This is a genomic window from Bacteroides sp. 519 (assembly GCF_010500955.1).
Classification (GTDB): Bacteria; Bacteroidota; Bacteroidia; order Bacteroidales; family Bacteroidaceae; genus Bacteroides.
The window spans coordinates 1-22858 of record NZ_QVMJ01000050.1 but is presented as its reverse complement, the minus strand read 5'-3'; the positions used below and the strand labels follow the sequence as shown (position 1 = coordinate 22858).

At 39.3% G+C, this 22858-nt stretch carries 13 protein-coding genes; 7 read left to right on the top strand and 6 right to left on the bottom strand.

Going from position 1 to position 22858, the window contains the following annotated elements; all coding sequences use genetic code 11:
• Positions 1 to 193: 193 nt before the first annotated feature.
• Positions 194 to 886: a phosphate signaling complex protein PhoU gene (gene phoU, locus D0T85_RS21450; RefSeq protein WP_163215568.1), complete on the bottom strand. Its 693-nt coding sequence runs from the start codon at positions 884 to 886 to the stop codon at positions 194 to 196.
• An 844-nt stretch (positions 887 to 1730) separates the two neighbouring features.
• Between phoU and D0T85_RS21440 the strand changes: the two genes are divergently transcribed.
• From D0T85_RS21440 to D0T85_RS21430, 3 genes are read left to right on the top strand one after another with little or no spacing between them, the layout of a single operon-like run.
• Positions 1731 to 3452: a glutamine--tRNA ligase/YqeY domain fusion protein gene (locus D0T85_RS21440; RefSeq protein ID WP_163215566.1), complete on the top strand. Its 1722-nt coding sequence runs from the start codon at positions 1731 to 1733 to the stop codon at positions 3450 to 3452.
• A 14-nt stretch (positions 3453 to 3466) separates the two neighbouring features.
• Positions 3467 to 4873: a tetratricopeptide repeat protein gene (locus D0T85_RS21435; protein ID WP_163215565.1), complete on the top strand. Its 1407-nt coding sequence runs from the start codon at positions 3467 to 3469 to the stop codon at positions 4871 to 4873.
• A 26-nt stretch (positions 4874 to 4899) separates the two neighbouring features.
• A complete protein-coding gene (locus D0T85_RS21430) occupies positions 4900 to 5553 on the top strand; it encodes a DedA family protein (protein WP_163215564.1) in 654 nt (217 codons plus the stop codon).
• A gap of 84 nt (positions 5554 to 5637) precedes the next feature.
• On the opposite strand, the gene tpx is transcribed toward D0T85_RS21430, so the two are convergent.
• The 5 genes from tpx to D0T85_RS21405 all read right to left on the bottom strand — a co-directional run bounded on the left by tpx (position 5638) and on the right by D0T85_RS21405 (position 16561).
• A complete protein-coding gene (tpx, locus tag D0T85_RS21425) occupies positions 5638 to 6141 on the bottom strand; it encodes a thiol peroxidase (protein WP_163215571.1) in 504 nt (167 codons plus the stop codon).
• A gap of 329 nt (positions 6142 to 6470) precedes the next feature.
• Positions 6471 to 8216 (bottom strand): phospho-sugar mutase, encoded by a 1746-nt coding sequence (locus D0T85_RS21420; RefSeq protein WP_163215563.1) that lies wholly within the window; start codon positions 8214 to 8216, stop codon positions 6471 to 6473.
• A gap of 138 nt (positions 8217 to 8354) precedes the next feature.
• Positions 8355 to 9992, bottom strand: coding sequence for a C69 family dipeptidase (locus tag D0T85_RS21415; protein ID WP_163215562.1), 1638 nt, complete (start codon positions 9990 to 9992; stop codon positions 8355 to 8357).
• A 130-nt stretch (positions 9993 to 10122) separates the two neighbouring features.
• Entirely contained in the window at positions 10123 to 11766 is a 1644-nt protein-coding gene (locus D0T85_RS21410) for a M23 family metallopeptidase (RefSeq protein WP_163215561.1), read from the bottom strand.
• A 793-nt stretch (positions 11767 to 12559) separates the two neighbouring features.
• Entirely contained in the window at positions 12560 to 16561 is a 4002-nt protein-coding gene (locus D0T85_RS21405; protein WP_163215560.1) for a hybrid sensor histidine kinase/response regulator transcription factor, read from the bottom strand.
• 197 nt (positions 16562 to 16758) lie between these two features.
• On the opposite strand from D0T85_RS21405, the gene D0T85_RS21400 reads away from it, so the two are divergent.
• From D0T85_RS21400 to D0T85_RS21385, 4 genes are all read left to right on the top strand, one after another.
• Positions 16759 to 18711 (top strand): glycoside hydrolase family 97 protein, encoded by a 1953-nt coding sequence (locus D0T85_RS21400; protein ID WP_163215559.1) that lies wholly within the window; start codon positions 16759 to 16761, stop codon positions 18709 to 18711.
• Positions 18712 to 18745: 34 nt separating this feature from the next.
• Positions 18746 to 19942 (top strand): glycoside hydrolase family 76 protein, encoded by a 1197-nt coding sequence (locus tag D0T85_RS21395; RefSeq protein WP_163215558.1) that lies wholly within the window; start codon positions 18746 to 18748, stop codon positions 19940 to 19942.
• Positions 19943 to 20051: 109 nt separating this feature from the next.
• The gene (locus D0T85_RS21390) at positions 20052 to 21509 is read left to right on the top strand and encodes a glycoside hydrolase family 125 protein (protein WP_239060788.1); all 1458 of its coding nucleotides are present in this window, start codon (positions 20052 to 20054) and stop codon (positions 21507 to 21509) included.
• Between the two features lie 338 nt (positions 21510 to 21847).
• On the top strand, positions 21848 to 22753 hold the full coding sequence (locus tag D0T85_RS21385; protein WP_370460028.1) for a glycoside hydrolase family 43 protein: 906 nt from the start codon (positions 21848 to 21850) through the stop codon (positions 22751 to 22753).
• Positions 22754 to 22858 lie beyond the last annotated feature (105 nt).

The following is a 22858-nucleotide window of genomic DNA, read 5'->3' as shown; positions in this document are numbered from 1 at the left end:
TCGGGTTCCCATGCGAGTGAGTGATTTATCTACCCCCAGTCGCTTCGCTTCACTGGGGGTTATTCAAATTGAATCCCAAAGGGATTCCCTGAGATGTATACGGCATCCTACTTATACCGTACGACAAAAGCGAAGCCTCCGTGTTCAGCACAAGGAAAAGCTCCGTGTTTCTGTAACTCTGTGGTGAAATGAATTATTTAGTCTTTGGATAGCCTTCATCGATTTTTCCGCTATGTTTTAAAACTTTTGCGTCGATGTAGAATACTATCTCTTCGGCAATATTGGTTATATGGTCGCCGGCACGTTCCAGTTTACGGAAAACACTAACCAAATTCAAAGCCAACAATGTTGAATCGGGATGTTCTTTAATATATTCGGTAAGAACCGGTGTTACTGCGGCATTTATTTCGTCTACAACATTATCTTTTGCAAACACAACAGATGCTTCTTCTATACTTTCATTATTCAATGCACGTTTTGTTATTTCTAACATAGAAAGAACTTCGGTAAGCATTTCTCCCAAACGAAGGTTCTTCAACAAGTCGGCATCCAAAACCGGTTCGTCCGAAGTTAACACAAAACGTACGATACCTTCGGCAAAGTCGCCCAAGCGTTCCAGATTAGTGTTTATCTTTAGCATAGCCAGTACAAAACGAAGATCAATCCCCACCGGATTGTACAAAGCAATAATGTCTTCAATATCACTATCTATTTTAAGTTCCAGAGCATTCACTCTTTTCTCGCGCACCATTACTTGTTGCGCAAGTTCCTTATCGAAAGTTAATACTGCATCACCTGCCCTATCTAACTGATTGTAGACCAAAGTCCACATTTCCTCTATTTCGTTTCTTAGCAGAACCAATTCGGATTCTATAAACTTCACCATAATATTGTATTGAGTTTTGAGTTATGAGTTATGAGTTTTGAGTTTTGAGTTATGAGTTTTGAGTTATGAGTTTTGAGTTAACGATGCCGCAGGGAAACTCATTACTCAATACTCATTACTCAATACTCACAACTCAATACTTAAACGTCGCAAATATAACAAACATCTATTTCAAACCAGTTACATTCTTATTACAAGAATAAAAGAATATGTAAGCAAGCTATATAGCAGAATGGTCTCGGTCTATATAGCTGAGTACCTTCATGCTATATAGCTTCGACCCTTCGTACTATATAGTTTGAGGGTGCTCGTCTATATAGCAATATGTTTTACTTGTATTAGAACTTCTGTTGTTATGCATCAAAACAATGATCGAACTGCATTAAAACTGCGCTTATTTTATATCATAATTGCATTCGTTTTGTGCCTAAAAAGTGTTAAACGCAACTCTGCAACAACAAAAATAACACCTATTAACAAGTTTGATTATTCAACACAAAAAGTAATCATTCTATTTGATAAACAGAATACAAACCATATTTTTATATATAAAAAAAAGAAACAGATAGTAGCAATAATGAATGGCAACCCTATAACAAAAGAAGAGAAGAGAAAAGAAAAGAAGAAAAAAGAAAACAGCAGAAGAAAAAGAAAAAGAAAAAGAAACTGCTGCTGTTGCTTGTTAAGGAGGTAGAGTAGACGATGCCGCACAACTCTACCTCCTCTACCTCCTTTACCTAACTTTACCTCCTTCACATAACTTAGCGTTTCAATTCCTTAGGTTATACAAAATAAAAAAACTATTTTTGTAGCTTCAAAAAAAATGATTTAATATAGAGCTATTATGGCGAACGAAAACAATGGAGAAACAAGCGAAAAAAAGAGCTTGAATTTCATAGAACTAGCTGTAGAGAACGACCTGAAAGAAGGAAAAAACGACGGAAGATTACAAACACGCTTCCCGCCCGAGCCCAATGGTTACCTTCACATTGGCCATGCTAAAGCTATTTGCCTTAATTTTGGATTGGCCGAAAAATACAATGGAGTTTGCAACCTTCGCTTCGACGATACCAATCCCGTAAAAGAAGATACAGAATATGTAGATTCGATCAAAGAAGACATTCAGTGGCTGGGATTCCAGTGGAAAGATATTTATTATGCATCAGACTACTTCCAACAATTATGGGATTTTGCTGTTGAACTGATTAAAGAAGGAAAAGCATATATTGACGAACAAACTGCCGACGAGATAGCCAAACAAAAAGGTACACCTACCCAACCGGGTATCGATAGCCCTTACCGCAACCGTCCGGTAGAAGAAAGTCTTGCTTTATTCGAAAAAATGCGGACTGGCGAAATTGCCGAAGGTGCCATGATTTTACGTGCCAAAATAGATATGGCCAACTCTAATATGCACTTCCGCGACCCCATTATGTACCGGGTTGTAAAGCATCCACATCACCGTACCGGAAACACATGGCAAGCTTATCCGATGTATGACTTTGCACATGGACAAAGCGATTACTTTGAAGGAGTAACCCATTCACTGTGTACACTTGAATTTGAAGTTCACCGTCCGTTATACGATTATTTCATTGACGAGCTAAAAGAGACTCCTACATATCAAAACGATGGTAACTACCGTCCACGTCAAACAGAATTCAACCGTCTAAACCTTACATACACTGTAATGAGTAAGCGTAAACTTCTTACTTTGGTAAAAGAAGGGTTGGTTAACGGATGGGACGATCCCCGTATGCCTACTATCTGTGGATTCCGTCGCAGAGGATATTCGCCCGAGTCTATCCGTAACTTCATTGACATGATCGGATATACCAAATACGAAGCACTGAATGATATCTCACTGCTGGAAGCAGCTCTTCGCGACGATTTAAACAAACGTGCCACTCGTGTATCGGCTGTTTTGGATCCGGTAAAACTAATTATCACCAACTATCCCGAAGATAAGGTTGAAGAACTGGAAGCTATAAATAACCCGGAAGATGAATCGGCAGGATCGCATACAATTGAGTTCAGCCGTGAACTTTGGATTGAGCGCGAGGACTTTATGGAAGATGCTCCGAAAAAATATTTCAGAATGACTCCCGGAAAAGAAGTCCGCTTAAAGAATGCATACATTGTTAGTTGTACAGGCTGTAAGAAAGACGAAAACGGAAATGTAACCGAGATATACTGTGAGTACGACCCGAATACCAAAAGCGGTATGCCCGATAGCGCCCGAAAAGTGAAAGGAACATTGCACTGGGTAAGTTGTGCACACAGCTTGCCAGCCGAAGTTCGTTTATACGACCGCCTGTTTAAAGTAGAAAATCCGGGAGCCGAACAAGAAAAAGATTTCAGAGAATTGTTAAACCCTGATTCATTAAAGGTTGTTACCAACTGCTATGTAGAAAAGTATGTAGCCGAAATGAAACCATACAGCTATATGCAGTTCCAAAGAATAGGATACTTTAATGTTGATAAAGACTCAACACCCAAAAAACTTATTTTTAACCGTACTGTAGGCTTAAAAGATACCTGGAGTAAGATTAGTAATAAAGAATAAAACAAGCATACTTTTTGAATACCGATAAATTACAAGAACTAACAAGGCGATACGAAAAAGCACTGGAGGAAAATAGAATACTCTATTTAGATGCCAGTGAGTACATTGAGATTGCCAATCAATACTGGGTGGATAAGGAGGACGAAAAAGCACATACAACTTTATCAAATGCTCTTCTTATCCATCCGGATAATGATGAAATACTCAGAACCCAGATAGAGTTCTTCATTGACGAAGGCAGTTTGAATAAAGCCAGAGAAACACTGAACAATATTCAGCCACCCTACTCGGACGATATTCAATGCCTGAATGCCGAATTACTGATGGAAGAAGGAAATGTTGAGCAAGCACTAGCTATTCTGGACGAACTATTCATGACTAATATGGATGTCGATCTCTTTATTGATATGGCAAAACTATATGATGAAATGGAAAACAAAGATAAAGCAATGCAGTGTTTGGAAATTGCAGGCAAAATTTCGCCCAACAACACCGATGTGTCTATTTCTTTGTTATCTATTTTAATTGATTCCGGAAAGTTTGATGAAGCTATAAAGATATGCAATGAGATTATCGACGAAGATCCATACTCTTTTCATGCCTGGATGAAAATGGCAGAGTGTTATTCTGCTTTGTCGGAACATGGTAAAGCCATTGAAGCTGCCGAATTTGCCATGATAGCTAATCCGGCCGACGATGCTCCTTATGTACTTCGGGGACAATCGTATGTAGCTTTAGAGAATTACGAAAAAGCATTGGACGATTTATACAAAATACTCGATGCTAACATAATACCCGACCGATATGTACAGTATTACATAGGTATTTGCCAGATGGGGCTTAAAAATTACGAAACCGCTTTCGAAAACTTTAATAACGCTGAGTTATATACAAATAAATCGGATCAGCCTTTTCACCACAACATTGCTTTCAATATGGCTAAATGCCTTTATAAACTGGGAAGGTACGAAGAAGCAGGATTTTATTCCAGAATGATGATTCCAGACAGCAATGACGAACGAATTATGAGAATTCTTCTTGCTACTGCCGAAGATGCCAAATTGCATAAAACACTCGACGAATGGGAAGAGATGGTGTTAAACGATCCCAACCCAGAAAACTGGTACAACCTTGGAATTACGTATCTGGAAAATAAAGTATACAATAAAGCAAGAGACATCTTTCTTTTTCTTACAGAAGAAGCCCCTCAGGCAGAAGGACTGGGACTAAACTTACTACTGGCCTGTACAGGAGCAGAAGATAAAAACAAGATTGCCGAAAACATTCAATTTATCAGAGAAGGGCTGCTGGCCATGGATCCGGAAAATAAATTGGAGTTATACGATCTGGATATAGATACACTTTTTGAAAGAACTTCCGAAATTTTTGGTGGCTTTCTTAATAGTGACGATATTGCATAATTCATACCAAATATTAAAACTACAAAATGGAATCTGTAGCACTTATTCAATGGTGTCTTGACCACCTGAACTACTGGACAATAACATTTCTGATGACAATTGAAAGTTCGTTTATCCCATTTCCGTCGGAAGTTGTTGTACCTCCTGCTGCCTACAAAGCTGCTGTAAACGATGACATGAATGTGTTTCTGGTAGTATTCTTTGCTACATTAGGAGCTAATTTCGGAGCACTTATCAATTATTATCTGGCCAAGTACCTGGGACGTCCTATTATTTACAAGTTTGCCAACAGTCGCTTTGGACACATGTGCTTAATTGACGAAGAAAAAGTAATCAAAGCCGAGACATATTTTGAGAAGCACGGGGCTGTATCAACATTCGTCGGACGATTGATTCCCGGAATCCGACAGTTAATATCCATCCCGGCGGGTCTGTCGAATATGAAACTTTCTACTTTTTTGCTTTACACCACCATTGGTGCAGGAATTTGGAATATCGTTCTGGCTTCGATTGGTTATTACCTATCTTCTGTTCCCGGAATGGAAAACGAAGAAGTTATGATGCAAACTGTTACCAAATACAGTAAAGAGATTGGCTATGGCATTATTATTATCGTAGTATTGATTGTTGCTTTTCTTGTTTACAAAGGATTAAAGAAACCCAAAAGAGCAAATGCTTAGCCTACATTCTATAGAATGGAAGGAGTTATCGCTTCGCTAGGAGTTAAAGGAGTTAAACTCCCTTTAACTCCTTCCATTCTTCAATCACCGCTTTACAGCATTCAATGCTTCATCATAATTTGGCTCCTGTGTAATTTCAGGAACCAGTTCAACGTATTTCACTATTCCGTTTTTATCAATCACAATTACTGTACGTGCCAGCAAACCAGCTAAAGGACCATCTTCCATTAGTAAGCCATAGTCTTTGTCGAAACTGCTTTTCCTGAAATCCGATACTGGAATTACATTTTCTATCCCTTCGGTGGTACAGAAACGCTCCTGTGCAAAAGGTAAATCTTTTGATATAGCCAGTACAACCGTATTACTCATGTCCGAAGCCATTTTATTGAACTTACGTACAGACATAGCACATACACCAGTATCAAGACTGGGGAAAATATTTAAAACAACATTTTTACCTTTCAGTTCACTTAAAGATAAAGATGATAAATCTCTTTTTACCAAGCTGAAGTCGGGAGCCGATGCGCCAGTTTCTATTATTGTACCTGCTAGTTTTACTGGGTTACCTTTGAAATTTGTTTTTGCCATAATTTCTATATTCAAATTCATATTAAACACTTTTATTGTTATAAACAATATCAATTAACAATTAGTTCATTCTTTATATACCTATGTACTGTAGACATATTCTTTTTATTTTGAGTAAAGGTAGAGAATGATTTATAAAAACATGAACGAGAATTTCTATTCAAATTCATTGTTTATACATAGAATCAATGAGCGAGTTTCAAACCAGTCCAGCCAACAATAAATAAATCCAAGCCATTTTTTTATAATTTGAAATTGAACAAAAAAAAGAGACTGCCCCCCTCTGGTTTGGGAGACAGTCTCTTATATAAATTAGAAATATTACTCTATTAAATTCCGAGTGATTTCATTACGGCTTTAATTTTTTCATCAGCATCGGCATTGGCGCTGTCGTAGCAGTGGCGACAGTTCATTTCACCTTTAACTTCAATGTAGAACTTGATTTTGGGTTCGGTTCCCGAAGGACGGATAGATACCTTACTTTCATCTTCTGTGAAATATTGCAATACATTCGATTTATCAGGCATATCCAAATCAGTAATATGACCTGCACTATCTGTTTGTTTCAATGTTTGGAAATCTTTCCACAGAACGATTTTAGAACCGGCCATTTCAATAGGTGGATTGATGCGGAAGTCAGCCATCATTTGTTTGATTTCATCGGCACCGCTCTTTCCAGGTTTAACTACGCTGATACCTTTCTCTTTAGAGAAACCATACTCAACATAAATATCCTGCAATAGCTGATACAATGTTTTTCCATTGTCTTTTGCCCATGCAGCAATTTCGGCAATGAGGCAACATGCCGATACAGCATCTTTATCACGTACAAAGTCTTCGGCCAGGAAACCATAGCTTTCTTCACCACCGCCAATGTATTTTTTCTTTCCTTCGAGCAAACGAATCTCGCGTGCAATCCATTTGAATCCGGTATAACAATCAAGCATTTCGATGTTATTCTTGTCGGCAATCTTCTTGATAAGCTCAGTAGTTACAATGGTCTTTACACAGAATTCATTACCCTGCAATTTGCCTAATGCTTTGTACTGGGTAAGAATATAATAAAGATACATTAAACAAGTTTGGTTACCATTAATAAGTACCCATTGGCCCTTATCGTCTTTGCAGGCAATACCCACACGGTCGGCATCGGGGTCACTGGCCATTACCAGTTCGGCATTTGTTTCTTTTGCCTTTTCAATAGCCATCGACAAGGCAGCAGGTTCTTCCGGATTAGGAGATTTAACTGTTGGGAAGTCACCACTTACCACATCCTGTTCGGGTACGTGGATTATGTTTTCAAAGCCCCACATTTTCAAAGCACGAGGTATCAGTGTTACACCTGTACCATGAATAGGAGTATAAACAATACCCATGTTGCTATGGCGTTTAATTGCTTCGGGCTCGATAGATACGGTTTTTACAGCATCCAGATAAATGCTATCTATGTTTTCGCCTACAACTTCAATCAGTTCGGGTTTGCCTTCGAATTTAATTGCAGATGCTGATGCTATTTTGTTTACTTCATCAATGATGCCTGTATCGTGAGGTGCCAACACCTGTGCGCCATCGTCCCAATATGCCTTATATCCATTATATTCTTTAGGATTATGCGAAGCCGTAAGGATAATACCACTTTGACAACCCAAATGACGAATGGCAAATGATACTTCTGGTGTTGGACGAAGTGCATCGAACAGATATACTTTTATACCGTTTGCCGAAAAGATATTTGCTGATATCTCTGCAAACTTACGACTGTTATTACGGCAGTCGTGGCCAACAACAACTGATATCTGATCAAGATCCTTAAAGTTCAGATTTAAATAGTTTGATAATCCTTGAGTTGCAGCACCTACAGTATAAATATTCATACGGTTGCTACCAACACCCATTATACCACGCAAACCACCTGTACCAAATTCGAGGTCTTTATAGAAAGATTCAATAAGTTCTGTTTTGTCTTCATTCTCAAGCATTCTTTTTACTTCTGCCTGAGTTTCGGCATCATAGGCCGGTGTTAGCCACTTCAGGGCTTTTTCGGTTACTTGATTAATGAGTTCCTGATTATCCATAATAAAATTATTAAATAAATGAATTGTACATATAAAGCAATGCAAATGTAGTGTATAAATTGAAAATTGAGAATTGAAAATTGAAAATTATTGTGAGATTACTTCAATTCTTATATCTCAATATTTCATTTTTATTTCCTAATTATTCATTTTATACCTATTTCCTGTTTGCTTTACATACTCTTTTAAATACTCTTGCGGAAACCCAGGACGAATTACCGAAGCAGGCTGACCGATATCATTGCGTTCAAACTGCCCGTCTTTCATGCGTTTCACTACACCATCGTTGTATTTTACAATTAAATACTCTCCCAGTTTCTTCCAGGATGCAATGGTATTATCGGCCATCATATTGGTATAATTGGTTAAGAATGCTTTGGCTGCTTCCGGATCGTTTTGGAACATTTTAGCTGCTGTAGCTTCAATTGCATCCTGAGCGTCATGGAATGATTTTTCCAATCCTTGTTGCACTTCACGCACATCGCCTATCATTAATTCATAACGCGGATAAACCATATTGGCAACCCAGTTATAAATCCAGAAACCGTTGTTCCACGAAAATGTTATATAATCGGCTCCGTTAGCTGCATAACTATCGGGTACTTTAGTGGTGCAACAATATACCGGAGTAAATACACACATATTGGCATCATCAAGTCCAAACCAAAGAACACCGCCAATGGCATCAATCTTATCGGAACGCATTTGTGAAACAAATACCCAACCCGATTGCTGTGTTGAAATAGGACGTTCATTGAAATACTCTTCACCATCTATTTTAAAGCTTAATGGAGAAAGGCGATAAGGGGTTTTGTATGGGCCAGCACCTAAATCGTTCGAAATATCGAGTGCAGTACCTTCGTAATGGTCGCGCATTGCATTCTGAATGTCCTGAACCGAAAGTCTACGATTGGCTTTCCAGTACAAAGGCATGGGTTCATCTGTTTTGCCAAGAATGTATGGTAGATGCTCGCTACCCATATCGGTAAACATATTCAGATAGCTCCATACACGGGCTTCGCAGTAACGGCGGCCACCAAAATCGAGTGGATTATATGCTTTTGCAAAGCTGAAATCTTTATTAATTCCAGTGAAATAGCCTTTTTCGCGGGCAAACGAAATTACATCGGGCGATGCAATACAATTGTTTTTATCGCTTGTGTCGAAAGTGTGGATACGTGCCTGATTGGCATGAGCCGATACACAATCGTCCGGAATACGCACTGCAACCCATACTGCACCACGAATACCAGGTCCTTTACCAATCATCTCCATAATCCATACTTCGTTGGGGTCGGCAATGGTAAAAGATTCGCCTCCACTGCAATAGCCGTATTGCTGAACCAAATCGGTCATTACCTTAATGGCTTCACGCGCATGCGTAGAGCGTTGTAATGCAATATAAATTAAGCTACCATAGTCAATAATACCTGCCGGATTTACCAGTTCTTCTCTTCCACCAAACGTTGTTTCGGCAATTGTTACCTGAAACTCGTTAATATTACCAATAACATTATACGTTTGACGAGCTTCTTCTATTTGCCCCAGGTACTTGTTAGTGTCCCACTCGTACACATCGCGCATTGTTCCTTTAGGATGCGTTGCCGCCGGATAATGGTAAAGTTCACCAAACAAGCCGTAAGAGTCGGCCGAATAAGATACAATTGTAGAGCCATCAGCTGATGCTTTTTTCCCTACAATAAGGTTAGTACAGGCGAAGGTATCCGCCGCAGCCGCCAAAAACAAAGCAGCAATTAGAATGATTTTCTTTTTCATATTTTGAGAGTTTTTGAGTTATGAGTTATGAGTTGTGAGTGGTGAGTTTTGAGTTATGAGTTTTGAGTTATGAGTTATGAGTTTTGAGTAGTGAGTTATCCATGCGGCATCGTTACTCATAACTCATTACTCAAAACTCACTACTCAAAACTGTTTCATTTCCGCAATTGTCAACTACTTTAAGTTCAAGTGTATGTGTGCCTCCTTTTTTAACTATATCCGGATCAAGATCACAAATCAACTGATCGGTAGTAATCCGAAGATAGAAGAGTGCATATTTACCATCAATTGTACCCCGATAGGATTTAATGCCTGTTTCTTCCTCTGTTATTTTATATATTATTTTTCCATTCTTTGCCCAGTTCTTCTTTGCAACCGGTTCTACTTTAGGAGCAACAGTATCAACAGCAACCGTATAGGTTGCCAGTTCACGGATGCGTGTTTTTACATACCCATCTTCGAAAGTGCCTCCTACACTTACCAGTTTTCCTTTATCCGTAACACGGGCTATATAATACTTTGATGTATCTGCTACAAGCATATTCCTCACTCCTATACGCAAGTCACTATATCCGTGTAAAGGGATTCTTTCATCGTTTAACTGATGCACATAAGCAATTGCATTAGAATCTATATGAGCGGTATAGTTTAAATGAACATCCTTATACAACATTTTCTGTGGAACCACCAAAGCCATACCAGGTTCATACAAATAGTTCATGGTGTTCCAGGCGAAATAGTATTTATTTTTGGGCAAAGATGGAGGAATAACATCTTTCTTACCTTTCACCACAAAATTAAAACGGGTAGTATTTCCATATACATCTTTAAGAATATAAAGAAAGTGGTAGTCTCTTTCTTCGTTTATGGTTATCAGGCCACGATTATCATTGCTGGCTTTCAACATACGAAGCGTGTTACCCGGATCAATAAAAGATTTCATATATTGCCCGTGTGTCCACGAATTAATCATACGGTCTTCGTAGGACGAAAATTTATCTACCGTACTTTGAAAAACCTCTTCACCATCAACAATCAGCATGGTTGAGTAAACGCCATAGCGGTTTTGGGTTCCATCCATGTAGTCGTAGGCCTTGATTCCTGCTCCGATAACACCCCATGCCCGAATGGTATCTTTGTTTGTTGTTGAAAACACTTGTGGGGTACTTGCACTATTTACAACCCCCTCTCCTATTTGTGGAAATAACATAAAGCCCTGTACTTTAGGGGCTGTTGTATCTTTTATTCTTGTTTTAAAGAATGGTAACGGATCAACATAGTCTCTGCTTTCTGTTTCGCGAAATTCCAAATGCAGATGAGGTCCGAAGGAATATCCCATATTTCCACTCCAACTTAAATGCTGTCCTGCTTTAACCGGATATTCATGAGGCTCGGGGGTGATGTCTACTTCCCAACTTTCCTGCTCGTACTGTAGTTTTTTTACCCGGCGGGCTATTTCGCCCACAAAACCCTGATCGTGGCGTTGTATAACAGTAAGTCCGTTATCGTAATTAATTTCCAATACATGCCCTGAGCCATGGGTTACCCGAATACGCGATACGTAACCATCTCCCAAAGCTAAAACCCTTTTTCCGGTAGCACCTTGTGTTTTAAAATCTAGTCCACCATGAAAATGGTTAGCCCTAAGTTCTCCAAAATTTCCGCTTAAATACAATGGAAAATCAAATGGGGGCCTAAAACCTGCCCGGGAATCTGTTTGGGCATTTACATAAATAGCAATAAATATAAAAAGAGGAAATATATATTTTTTCATTTTGTTTTCTGCATTTTTGGAATAAATGCAAATGTACAATATTAATACAGGTACTGAAAGATTGAGAGGCGTTAAAGGGAGTTAAAGAGTTAAAAGTTGTCCTGTCCCTTCATCTGTGTTCATCCGCGTATTCATCATAAATAAAAAATGCAGTTCATTTGCACCTTAAATGCAGTTCATTTACACCTCAAATGCAGTTCATTTAGCATGCAAATGCAGTTCATTTAGGGTGCAAATGAACTGCATTTGTAGTTGAGAGTTGAGAGTTGAGAGTTGAGAGTTCCATGCGGCATCGTAACTCTCAACTCTCAACTATCAACTCTCAACTAGAGCAGCAGCAGTTTCTTTTTTATCTTTTTCTACTGATGTTTTCTTTTCTGTTATGTTCTTTTCTGTTGCCATGGTATTACCATTTTTCTTCTGCCTGTGTTTGTTCGCGTTTTTCTTTTCGGCTATACTCGTTTAACTATCGTATCATTGTAATTTCGCATAACCCGTGTAACATATTCAGATGAAATAAACGGGTCGTTATTTTCATTCTATCTACAGTGGTTGTACAACACATCATCAATCTATTTACAACGAATGTGGTTCAAATTAAAACACGGAGACACAGAAACACGGAGCTTTTCCTTGTGCTGAACACGGAGTTATTGTATGACAAAAACGAAGCGTCGTGAGTTTTGTTTGAACAGATTTTTATTGTACGACAAAAGCGAAGCCTCCGTGTTCAGCACAAGGAAAAGCTCCGTGTTTCTGTGACTCTGTGTTTTAATTTTGCTTCTTCTGTGTTTTAATTTTGCTTCTTCCCTTCCCTATACTTCTTGGGTGTCATCCCAAAATGCTTAGAGAACACTTTAAAGAAGTTCCCTCTGTTGGCAAACCCCGATTTATAAATAATCTCATCTACAGAGAGGTTGGTGGTTATCAACAATCTTTCGGCTATATTCAAACGAAATTCTTTAATGAGGTCGTTGGGTGTTTTCTCTGTTATGTTCTTGAGTTTGCGGTAAAGCTGGCGCGAACTGATGCTTAACTGTGCACTAATCTCTTCAATGCTTAAATCCGGATTTTCGATATTCTCTTCAATAATATGGAGCAATCTTTCGAAAAACTCTTTATCATTCTTATGAATCACCCGTCCTTCGTTAACATCAACCGAGCTATAGATGGAGTTATAGTATTCCTTTAAATCTTCTTTTCGCTTCAACAATCCATCGATTACCTTTTCCAGATATTTTACATGAAAAGGTTTGGTGATGTAGACTTCCGCACCCGATTCTATCCCTTCTACCTGAGCATCAATGTCATTCTTTGCCGATAACATGATAAGAGGTATGTGGCTGAGCATCTTATCCGATTTTATAATCTTAGCCAATGATATACCATCAATACCCGGCATCATCACATCCGAAATAATTAAATCCGGTAAATGTTCTTTCAACGCATCATAAGCCTTTTGCGAGTCGTTTACAGTTATCACACTGAATTTATCTTTCAGAATATCACTGATAAACCATAACATTGACTCATCATCATCGATAACCATTATGCGGTGGTGATGACAAGAGTGGCAAGGTGCCACGTCCAGATTTTCTTGCGGGTGATAGGGTGCAATACTTCCACTTACAACTTGTTGAGGAAGAACAACTGTAAATACCGTTTCCTGATTCAGAACACTGGTCACATTAATCTCCCCTTCCAGCAGCTTAACCATATTGTTACAGATTGCCAATCCCAGTCCGTTGCGCGATGCTGTTCCATTGTACACCGGATTTTCAAAGTCGTCTAGTATGCGATAACGGTCGAAGATATGGGGGATGTTCTCTTCACGGATGCCCTTACCGGTATTTATTACTGCAATATGTAGTTTGTTGTTGTTAACAAATAGTTCAACTTTTATTCTTCCTTCATCTTCTGTGTATTTAAATGCATTCGATATCAGGTTGGTTACAATTTTATTCATGCAATTACTGTCTGAATTCCATAAAATAGACTTCTCTATCTGTTGTACATAATCTATCTTCTTCGACTCTGCCAGTTCCGAAAAAGATAAAGCAATATTCTCTACCAAATCCGACACAGATATACTTTTCATTTCGAGTGTTCTGTTGCCCGTTTCCAGTCGGCGAAACTCTATTAACTCCTGAATAAGACCATTCAGCTTTTCGGCATTGTGTTGTATCAGGTTTGCATACTTTACAATATAATCGTCTGCTTTAGGATACGAAATCAGTTTGGCACAAGGTCCGTATATTAATGTAAGAGGAGTACAAAACTCATGTGTAATATTGGTAAAGAAACGCAATTTCGATTCGTATATTTCCTCTTTCTGTTGCCTGTTTAACTTCTCGATCATGGTGTTTTTCTTCATCTTATACCATTTCACGCTTAAGCGGATACCGATATAAATTAGCAACATAACCAATAGTGAATAAATGAAATAGGCCAGGCGGGTTTTGTACCAGGGCGGAATAATAGTTACCGACAATGTATTGATGGCACTCTCCTTACCAGTAATATTATTGCGGTATTTTACCGATAGGGTGTATCGCCCCGGCGATATATTGGTAAATGTGGCAACATTGGAGTTGCCGTTCTCAATCCAGTTATCGCTTAACTCGTTGATCTTATATAAATAGGTGTAATTGTTTCCGTTTATGTAATCGATAGCAGTAAACGATATGGAAAAGAAGTTCTGGCTATAATCCAGCTCCAGTACTTCCCTGCCCCGGCTTCCCGACATAAACTCGTGAATGTTATAATCTTTACCAAATATTGCCAGACTGCTAAAACGAATGGGCGGAGTATATTCCGGTTGTGTACTCTCGTTCTCTTGTATAGTAATAAAACCGTTGATTCCGCCAAAGAAAAGGGTTCCTGTAACTTCATCTTTAAAATAGGCCCCATCGCTAAATTCCATTACTCCGAACTCGTTCTGTTGATTATAATTTTGATACGTTAGCTGTTTCATATTAAACTTTACCATTCCACGGTTGGTGCTTAACCAAAGGTTGCCGTGGCGGTCTTCCAATATTCCATGAATAGTATTGTTGGGAAACCCATTGGTTTCGTTGAAAACCTGTTTTTGGTTATTATGCAAATGTGCAAGTCCGTAGCTTGTACCAAACCAGTATCCATCATCGTTTTTAATGATCGAAAAGATATCGTTCAGTGTTTGGTTGTTGTCGTTCATATCGAAACGATGGATGTTGAATGTTTCTGTATTGGTGTTCATGCGGTAAGCTCCATGTCCCCGGTTACCAAACCAGATTATTGAATCGTTTTCTTTATAGGACGAAAAGAAATAGTTATAAGCCTGCTCGCCATTATGGGTGATAAATCGTTTTGTTTCTTTTATTAAGGGTTCGTTGCGAACTCCTCCTAAGGTTGCCTTTATAATACCTTCGCCCACTGTTGCTATCCACAGGGTGGTATCATTAAGTTCGCAAATAGAATGTATATACCTTATAGGATCAATGTTGTGAGAAAACAAAACCTTTTTGATTTTCCTTTCTTTATACGAATAATAGTTTAACCCTCCTTCGCTGCCTATCCACAACAAATCTTTTTTGCTGCGTGCAAAAACATACACCGAATTATCGTTAAGTAAAGAATTGCTTTTAAGCAAGTGTTCAATATTCTTAATATCATAGTCACCTGTGGATACATTGTAATTGTTTATCTTCAATATGCCATCGCCTTTTGTGCCTACCCACAATGTTTTTTTGTTGTCTAACAACAATCCGCGAACGGGGGTATTAATCGGAAGCATACTGCTGTTAAACAATGTCGATTTAATGGAAAAGGCATCTATAAAGTACATATATACGCCTTGTCCATCGGTACCTACCCATATTATATCCTGAAACTTATCTTTCACCATACAAAAAATACCCGACCGTATATCAATATCTACTATTCTGAAACTGGTTTTCATGCCGGGGGTAGCCATCAACCTTAACAGTCCGCTTGTTTTAAAACCAATGTAGTAATCTTCATGATGTTTCACCAGAGAGGATATTTCTCCGTATTTCCGTATCTCGTTATGTAGGTCGTAGATGTAATACTTCTTTCGGGTGGTTAAGTCGTACTCATAAAGTCCATAAGCTTTATCAACAAAGTAAACCCTGTTTTCTTCGTGAAAGCAGTACAGCAGTTCTTCGTCATGGGTATATATGGCAGAGGGTGTCAGGTTAATATCATCCTTGTTATATTCTATGTTGAAAGTAAGTATTCCTTTATCGCGGGTAACTATCCATAGCAGGTTTTGTGTTGTAACAACATCAAGAATATTATAATAGTCGAGACCGGGCACAGAGACCTGCTTTATTGACTTTGTTTTATGGTCGTAATACGAAATAAAGTTGTCTTCGCTTATTATAAAAACATCTCTCAATCCGGTTACTGCAAAATGACTTTTCCGTTTAAACTCCTTGAACAACTGAATGGTTTTATTGCGAACATCAAACCTATTCAAACCATAATTGGTTTGAACCCACAATACTCCTTCGCCTGTTGCAATAATATTCTCTATCAGATTACCCGATAGGTTGTTGGCTTCGTTGGTGGGTTTATATATCTGAATGTTCAGTCCGTTGTACATATTCAGTCCGTCGCAAGAGCCAAACCACATAAGTCCCTGCTCGTCTTGGGCTATAGAAAGGATGGCACTATTAGATAAACCGTTATGACTGGAAAATTGTCGCAAGCTGTAAGCACTGACTGTTTGAATAGTAAAAGCAGAAACACAAATAACTATTAGTGACCGGAAATAATAAAAGAGATTTTTCATGGGTAGCAGATGTCATGTTTATGTACTTACCGACACAAATATAATACTTTTAAAGTACACTTTTCCGACATATTGGTATCCATAAGCGACATGACAGCATTTTATTCTTTTATGTCGCCTGTTCGTACCACAAAAAGTATTACTTTGCAGTAGATTTGTTAACTCCTGAAGTTCAACAAACCAATAATACGAATATTATGAAAAAGTTTTTTTTCCTTTTTGCAGTATGCCTTTTTATTTGTACCAAGCAAATACAAGCGCAGCAAATTAACCTGGCATCTCCCAATGGAGAAATAGTGGTATCACTAAACATTGCCGATAGAATAAATTACACAGTAGCTTACAACAACGAGCAGTTACTTACTGATTGTTACCTGCAACTAAGGCTTGCGGGACAAACACTGGGCAATAATCCGAAACTAATAAATTTTAAACACACAACTGTTAACGAAACCCTAACCCCTGTATTACCCCTAAAGTATGCCAGTGTGGCCAACCATTACAACCAATTGCGCTTGAATTTTAAAGGAAACTATGCTGTTGAGTTCCGTGCATTCAATAATGGAATAGCCTACCGTTTTGTAACAAGCAGCAAAACAGACGCTTACGTTACAGGTGAAGACTTTGTAGTTAACTTCCCGGCAAATTACCTGACTCATGTGCAACAACCGGGAAGATTTAAAACCGCTTACGAAGAGCCTTATACACATATAGAGAGCAACGAATGGACACCGGAAGATAAAATGTCTGTGCTCCCCATATTAATAGATACCCGGAAAGCATACAAAATACTGATATCAGAAGCCGACTTACACGATTATCCCTGTATGTTCCTCAAAGGAACAGGAACAAACGGTATACAGTCTGCCTTTCCAAAGGCTCCCCTTGAGTTTGGAGATGATGGCGACCGTAGCCTGAAAATCCTGAAAGAGGCTGATTATATTGCAAAAACATCAGGCAAACGGAGTTATCCATGGCGTTATTTTGTTATTACCAAAAACGATAAAGAGTTGATAGAAAACACCTTTACCTATCAGCTTTCAACCAAAAATCAACTGGAAGATACATCATGGATTAAACCGGGACAGGTTAGCTGGGAATGGTGGAACGACGCTTCTCCCTACGGAACTGATGTGGATTTTGTATCCGGCTACAACCTTGAAACATATAAATATTACATTGATTTTGCATCCAGGTTCGGTATACCTTATATTATAATGGACGAAGGCTGGGCTATGAGCACACGCGACCCCTACACCCCCAACCCTAAAGTAGATGTACACGAACTTATACGTTACGGAAAAGAAAAGAATGTAGGCATTGTATTGTGGCTTACCTGGCTGGTGGTTGAAAATAATTTCGACATATTTAAAACGTTTCAGGAATGGGGAGTTAAAGGGGTAAAAATCGACTTTATGGATCGTAGTGACCAATGGATGGTAAACTATTACGAACGTGTTGCCCGCGAAGCAGCCAATCATAAATTATTTGTTGATTTTCACGGTTCATTCAAGCCTGCCGGACTGGAGTACGCTTATCCTAATGTACTGTCGTACGAAGGTGTACGGGGAATGGAACAAATGGGAGGTTGCTATCCTGATAACAGTATCTATTTCCCATTTATGCGTAATGCAGTTGGTCCTATGGACTATACACCGGGAGCTATGATAAGTATGCAGCCGGATGTTTACAGTGCCCGACGTCCTAATTCCGGTAGTATAGGTACCCGCGCATATCAGATGGCACTTTTCGTTATCTTTGAAAGTGCCCTGCAAATGCTTGCCGATAATCCTACGCTGTATTACCGTAACCTGGAATGTACGGAGTTTATTACTCAGGTACCAACCACCTGGGATGAAACACAGGTGTTAGCAGCAAAAGTAGGCGAATATGCCATTGTTGCCAAACGCAAAGGTACTAAATGGTTTATTGGTGGCATGACGAACAATAAGGAGAACGAACGAACATTCAATGTCTGTTTCGATTTTCTTGAAAAAGATAAAACATATAATATGACTTATTTTGAGGACGGAATTAATGCAGGACGACAGGCAATGGATTACCGGAAAAAGAGTTCGACCATTAAACACAGTGATAAAATTACCATAAAGATGGTGAGGAATGGTGGCTGGGCTGCTGTGATTGAATAAAACAAACAATCTATACAAACTAAAGAAAGTAATCATGAAACGTACAATTTTATTTATTCCGGTATACTTACTTTTACTGGTATTCGGTTCCTGCAGAAATGTTCAGGAAACATCTGCAAACCCTAATCTGACCCGTGCGCAAGAAACTCTCGACTCCATTTACAGTCACTACGGAGTAAGCGGTTCCGATTTGTTGTGTGAAAACTATCCACCAGATAACAACTATGTTGCAACCTATCTGGCATCGGAAGAGCAAGCTAACACCCCCAATCAGTATTCTTATCTTTGGCCTTTTTCGGGTACTTTATCGGCTGTAGTCAGTTTACTGGAAACAACCGGCGACTCGCAGTACAGGGAGCTATTAGACAACCATGTATTAAAAGGCCTCGAAGAGTACTTTGATTGTACACGTACCCCGTGTGGTTATGCTTCCTATTTGCCTAAAAATCCTGCACCCGACCGTTTCTACGACGATAATGTATGGCTGGGAATAGACTTTACCGATGCTTACCAAATAACAAAAAACACTCCATATCTGGATAAAGCTCGGATGATATGGGAATTTATCCGCAGTGGAACAGATGATAAACTAGACGGTGGTATATATTGGTGCGAACAAAAAAAAGACAGCAAAAATACATGTTCAAACGCTCCGGGTTCTGTACTGGCACTTAAACTATTTCGGGCAACCAATGATAGTGTATACTTTAAAGAAGGAAAATTTCTTTATGAATGGACACAAAAGAATCTGCAAGACAGCACCGATTACCTTTATTATGATAATATAAATTTGAGCGGACGCATTGGAAAAGCCAAATTCGCATATAACAGCGGGCAAATGATTCAATCGGCAGTGCTGCTATACAAATTAACCGGAAACAAGAATTACTTGACTGATGCACAAAATGTAGCCAAAGCATGTTATAACTTCTTCTTTAATGATTATACAGCGCCAACTGGTAAACAATTCCGCTTGCTGCGCAAAGGCGATGTATGGTTTATTGCAGTTATGTTAAGAGGATTCATCGAACTTTACAAAGCCGATCATGACTATACTTATTTGGCTGCTTTTCAGGATAACCTTGATTATGCATGGAAGCACTCCAAAGATGAAAACGGGTTGTTCGGCACCGACTGGAGCGGCGAAACACGGGACAATAAAAAATGGCTGTTAACGCAGGCTGCTATGGTAGAAATATATGCAAGAATGGCCGGGTTAAAGGAAAAGTAAAGATAATAACCTGTAATTAACCTCTATTTAATCCTAAAAATAACCTTTAGTATATAAATTCACACTTTCAAAACAATTACAAATTATGAACAAACAAAGACAGATGGCGATGTTGCTTGCCGGCGCTTCATTGATTGGAGGCGGACAGGCTATGGCATCAGATTTTACAATCCCTAAAGATAATACCACAGTGGTAAACTATGCGCTCGAAAAAGAAGCGCTGAAAAGTAACCGTCCGGCTAAGAAAGACCGCCTTTTTACTTCAAAAGCAGTCGAAGCAGAAATTATCCGGGTGCAGAAGTTACTTACCAATCAAAAGTTAGGATGGATGTTTGGTAACTGTTTCCCTAACACGCTAGATACTACTGTGCGCCACTACAAAACAGATGGAAAAGACGATACGGTTGTTTACACCGGAGACATTCATGCCATGTGGTTGCGCGACTCAGGTGCACAAGTATGGCCTTACATACAACTGGCCAATACCGATCCTGAACTGAAAGCAATGCTTGCCGGGGTTATCCGCCGCCAGTTTAAATGTATCAACATCGATCCGTATGCAAATGCGTTCCTCGATCCGCACGATCCTAATCCTGATCATCAATGGATGAGTGACAAAACTGATATGAAACAGGAACTACACGAACGCAAATGGGAAATTGACTCACTTTGCTATCCGCTTCGTTTGGCTTACCACTACTGGAAAACAACGGGAGACACTAGTGTATTCGATGCAGAATGGCTACAAGCTATTCAAAACATCCTGAAAACATTTAAAGAACAGCAACGTAAAGATGGTGTAGGACCTTATACCTTCTTACGTGTTACCGACCGCGCATTAGATACCCTTAACAATGGTGGTAACGGTGCGCCGGTTAAACCAGTTGGTTTAATTGTTTCCTGTTTCCGCCCATCGGACGATGCCACAACACTACAATTCCTTGTACCTTCAAACTTCTTTGCTGTAACTTCATTAAGAAAAGCGGCCGAAATACTTACTGCTGTAAGTAACCGTACTGATTTGGCACAAGAGTGTACTGCTTTGGCACAGGAAGTAGAGACTGCTTTGAAGAAATATGCAACTTACAATCATCCTGAATTTGGCACAATCTATGCCTTCGAAGTAGATGGATTTGGCAACCACCTTCTTATGGACGATGCCAATGTTCCTAGTCTTTTGGCTATGCCTTACTTAGGCGATATGGATGTGAACGATCCTATTTACCAAAACACCCGTCGCTTTGTATGGAGTGATAGTAACCCATACTTCTTCAAAGGTAAAGCAGGCGAAGGTATTGGTGGACCACACATTGGTTACAACATGGTATGGCCTATGAGTATTATGATGAAAGCATTTACCAGCCAAAGTGATGAAGAGATCAAAACTTGCATAAAAATGCTGATGGATACAGATGCCGGTACAGGGTTTATGCACGAGTCTTTCCACAAGGATGATCCGGCTAACTTTACCCGCTCATGGTTTGCTTGGCAAAATACGTTGTTCGGTGAACTGATCCTCAAACTGGTAAACGAAGGAAAGGTTGATTTGCTGAATAGCATCAAGTAAAGTGCAACCACGACCTCAAAACACATAAAACCCTCCCCTCCAGAGGGCAGGGCTGTTAAGTTATAATATTTTAACCGCAGAGTTTCGCGGATTAACGCGGAGTTTTTAATTTCTATGCAGCATTGAATCTTAAACTCTGCAAAACTCTGCGTACTCTGCGGTTAAAAAAGAATAGTTAAATCAGAACTTAACAGCCCTGCCTCCAGAGGGGGTTAGGAGAAGGATAATTAAAACATTATATTAACCATAAAACAATTCAAATGAACAAACACAGTATTCTACTACTTTTAGTAGTTGCCCTGTTATTCGGCTGTAACAATAAGCCAAAAGAAGTCGCTATGAGCGGCAACCCCTTATTCGATGGAGGTTGGTATGCCGACCCCGAAGGTATTATCTACGATGATACTTACTGGATTTACCCTACTACCAGTGATTTATATGAAAAACAAACATTCTTCAACTGTTTCTCGTCTAAAGACTTAGTAAACTGGACTAAACACGAAAGTATACTGGATACTGCCGAAGTAAAGTGGGCTAAAATAGCCATGTGGGCACCCTCGGTAATCCGCAAAAACAACAAGTATTACATTTTCTTTGGAGCAAACGATGTTCACGAAGGCGAAATTGGTGGTATCGGGGTAGCTGTGAGCGATCGTCCCGAAGGACCCTACAAAGATTTATTGGGTAAACCACTTATCAACGAAATAATAAACGGTGCTCAGCCAATTGACCAGTTTGTTTTCCGCGACGATGATAACACATACTATATGTATTATGGTGGATGGAGACATTGTAATATCGTGAAACTAAACGACGATTTCACCGGGCTGGTACCTTTCGAAGATGGAGAAATCTACAAGGAAGTTACACCCGAGAACTATGTGGAAGGTCCTTTCATGTTCAAGAAAAACGGCAAATACTACTTCATGTGGAGCGAAGGTGGATGGGGAGGACCTGACTACTGTGTTGCCTATGCCATTGCCGACTCTCCTTTCGGACCATTCGAACGCATCGGAAAGATACTTGAACAGGATGAAAACATTGCTACCAGTGCCGGACATCATTCTATTATGCACAACACCCACACCGATGATTATTTCATTGTTTACCACCGCCGCCCAAAAGGTGTAACCGCACGCGATCACCGGGTAACTTGTGTTGATAAGATGACATTTGATGATAAAGGGTTTATCAATCCTGTACAGATGACGTTTGAGGGGGTACAGGCGACAAAGCTTAAATAACTAACATCCTCCTCCGCCCTTCGGGCACCTCCTCCTTTCTTTGTGCCAACTGACATAAAGAAATTGAAAATAAAAAACGATCTTTGAAATTCTGTTATAAAATCA